This is a genomic window from Xenorhabdus sp. NBAII XenSa04 (assembly GCF_963866145.1).
Classification (GTDB): domain Bacteria; phylum Pseudomonadota; class Gammaproteobacteria; order Enterobacterales; family Enterobacteriaceae; genus Xenorhabdus; species Xenorhabdus indica.
Map to the genome: position 1 here is coordinate 1 of NZ_CAWMEB010000088.1, position 3,689 is coordinate 3,689.

Genomic DNA, 3,689 nt, shown 5'->3' on the forward strand with positions numbered 1-3,689 from the left:
GCTTCCATTCTATAAAGCTCAGTTGACATATATTCTATTGCTTCATTATTTTGCAACCAAATCAAAACACCATCACCAGTTATTCCTAATGGCCCAGTATCGGCATAACGACCATAGGTAAATACACTTATTCCACTTTCGGCATGAACAGAAATAAATGTATGGCCTGTACCCTTTGTTTCTACCCATAAAAAAACACCCTTAGGTAGCCACCGACAAGTCGTGTCATACATATTTAATGTATGAGAGTCGAGTTTGTCTAAAATTCTTGATTGTCTGATTATATCCCTATTATTCATTTGTTTTTTATCCTTGCAAGAATATAAATAATAACCATTGAGACAGGAAATGAAAATAATACCAAATGCATATCATAATTTTTAATAAATTTAAAAAAATTCGGTAAATTTAAGACGTAAATAAACGTAGATATATTATTTATTAGGGCAATTAAGAAGACAGAAAAAATCATTCTCAAACTGTACTTTAATTTATTTCGGAAAAAGAATATTGTGGCACATAAGACAAACAGAAAATTGTTAGCCAGCATTACATAACCTGTGATCTGAATGAAAAAAGACAATTCAGATGGGGTGTACTCCTTGTTTGTCCACAGAGTTATTACTTCTTTTATAGTTAAATCAATAGAAATAAATCCTACATTACTAAAAATAAATAAAATTGTTATTATCAGTATATTGAGTAATGACTTAATCCACATTTAACCCTCCCTATCATTTTTGCCAGTTCTAAAACCGACCTAGCTAAAAAATTCTTTATCTTACCAATAGTAATTGCATGTTTTTGATACACCGCAGGACAGGATATACCAGAATTATTTATATATTCTAGTATAGGTGACAATAAAGCATGAAAATCGTGATTAATATCGTATATTAAACAAATAGATATGGTTACCTGTGTTACATTTTGTTTAAGACGATAGATTCAAACCACACTGACGCGCTACGCTTGTCTTCTCCGAGTTACCGGGCTAATACATTAACCCGCTAACTCAGAGATCCGAAAAAAATACCTGCCAGAGAAAAAATTTTTATCTACCCCCCTATTAAAGAATTAGTAATAAAACTGTTCACCTTTAAATATTTTTATTTAAATTCATACTATTAAGTGGTGATGACTTGAAATCAAACTCATCACCACTCTTCACCCAACCGTTCACCTTGAACCGGAAAATAAGGTGAACAGTGATGAATAGTTGTGAACAGTTTTAAAATAACTATTCACCCTGTAATGTTTTGATATATCTGGTTTAAATTATAGGGTGAATAGTGGTGAACACTTTTTTATATTTCTTTGGAAAACGATTATAATCAGAAGAAATTATTCTTCTGGCAGGCTATCCTTTGTCAGTTTCGGCATCCATTCGATAGCAGCATCAATATCTAGGCTCAGATTGCTACGAATACCTTGTTTGCTTTTCTTGCGCAGGTAATGCTGACCGTACTCCACCAGTGCGCCCGGCATATCCATACCAAAACGAGTTACAGAAACAGGTTTATTCAGGTTATTACCTTTCATATAAGCAAGGTAGGCGTGATAAAGATATTTACGGGGATTGAACGGCATAATTTCTGCATTGCCGATTAACAAACCGTCAGTTTCATGGGAAGCTATAAGATAACCGCAGAAATCGACCAGTGAATCTGTGCCACACTTAATATCCAGCGCTTCTGCTAATTTCTGTTGTTCTGCCAGTAAACGCCTTGCAGCTTGTGGATCAGCAAATCTATGAAGTAGATGCCGGATAATCACAGGCAATTCTGCCGCGATTTTATCCCGCAGGAGTGGATCACGCTCGTTTTCTGGCACAACTTCGGAAAAGTTGAAAATCACACGGCGGCGCGATACTCCACCACTGCGATCACTGAAACTCATGGCATTATTGTTTACTGCCAATACCACCGCTGGAATACGAGTTGAATAGGGCTGTTTGTGCTTCGGATCGATAGCAACTTCATCACCACCCGTGATTGCCTTGATGCCGGAACCATCGCTCACATAGCGAGTTTGGTCTGGCAGGATAATCAGCGAATAACCGACAATCAACGCCCGTTCCCGTGAGTTTTCCAGTGCTGCCATACTTGCGGAAACGGTATTACCTTTACCTGCCAGCATGGAACAAATTTCGGCAAAGATACTTTTGCCACTGCCTCCGGCTCCGGTGACTTCCAGAAAAAGTTGCCAGTCATAACGGTTAGCCAGCGCCAGAACTGTGGCGCGTGATCTTGCAGGATTTCCCCCGAAATAGGGGAATCAAATTCAACGTCATTGGCAAGCAATAACCAGTCATTTTTGCGATGAGGCCGAAACTGGCTAGTTTTCAGGTCAAATACGCCGTTACTGAATCCGATTAAGTGGCGTTTTGGTGGTTGCATCATGGGAAGCTGTAATTTCAGGGCATCCACGGCAGAGCTGATACCATGTGGTGAGTACGGTAGTTTCTCTTCCATAAAAGCAGCGACCATTTCCCGTTTTAAATCGCGGTCACTGACTGGACGCCAGACAATGCCGTCATAGTGATGTACGGTTTCCGAAGCGCCATCCAGCGCTAAATCTCCGTTATAACGCGCCAGTAACACTTCCCCGCGTTGACTGGCTCCCATCTGGCATAATGTCAGTTTTGAAGATTCGGTATCATTATTAAGCTGAACAGCTGCTTTTTTCTTGATTGATGTTGGTTGATAAAGCCCCTGAATAAAGGCTTGTCGTGCTATTTCCACTCCGTGTTGCTGGCGGTAATCGTCCCAATCGGCTTTGTACTCAGTTGGTGGTAACGTTACCCATCCATTTATTATTTTGGCGGTTTTTTCTGCTGCAATTTTGCCAACATTCTTTTTCGGTTTACCGTTTTTATCTAACTCATCGGGAAGATGCCAGTCGTTATCTGCGGCAATAATGATTTTCGTATCAGGCCAATGTTCTCGGACTGATTGAGCGACAGAAAGCAAATTACCTGCATCTATTGCAGCCAGAATGGTGCCTTGATGTAACTGGCTAATAGTCAGTGCCGTGGCATAACCTTCGGTAATGATCACTGTGCCTGGATGTTCTTCCATCTCTGATAATGCAATAAAAGCACTTTTCTTCTGGCTACCAGACAGTAATTTCTTCGTTCCATCAGGTTTGATGATCTGCGCCCCTGTTATTTTTTTATCTAATGTTCTCAGCGGCAATAACAACGAACCATCTTTCAGCAATCGCTGGTTAGAGCAATACAGACCTTTTGCCGTCAGATAAGGAGGTTTTCCGACGACAGTTTGAGCCATTAATGCTGCCACTTTTTCGGCGATGGGCTGTATTTGAATGGTTTCTTTAGCTGGTTTGGGTTCTGGCAAAGGCAACGCCAGCACGTTAGCAATAATTTTTGCAGCTGCAAGAATTGAGATCCCTTTGGTTTTCGCTACTAAATCCAGCCCATCGCCATAGTTTGGGGCGTCACATTGGCGGCAATGCCAGTTGCCGTTATGATGATCATCAATAAAGTGAAAGCGGTCAGTACCGCCGCAAATAGAGCAAGCGCCATGTTTGCCTTTTGCGGGAATATCAATACCACAGGCAGGCAATAGATTTTCCCAATGATACATAGCGGATTTTTTCACGGATTGAATAAGGTCGAGCGGTTTTTGTCCGTCTGTTTTATCTGACGATGTAAATTTAGGGTGAGT

General features: G+C 40.4%; 2 pseudogenes. Both read right to left on the reverse strand.

The features are described 5' to 3' along the window. Positions 1-299, reverse strand: a pseudogene (locus AAC147_RS04600) (hypothetical protein); the annotation flags it as partial. Between the two features lie 1,045 nt (positions 300-1,344). Beyond that, a pseudogene (locus AAC147_RS04605) lies at positions 1,345-3,608 on the reverse strand (toprim domain-containing protein). Between the last annotated feature and the right edge of the window lie 81 nt (positions 3,609-3,689).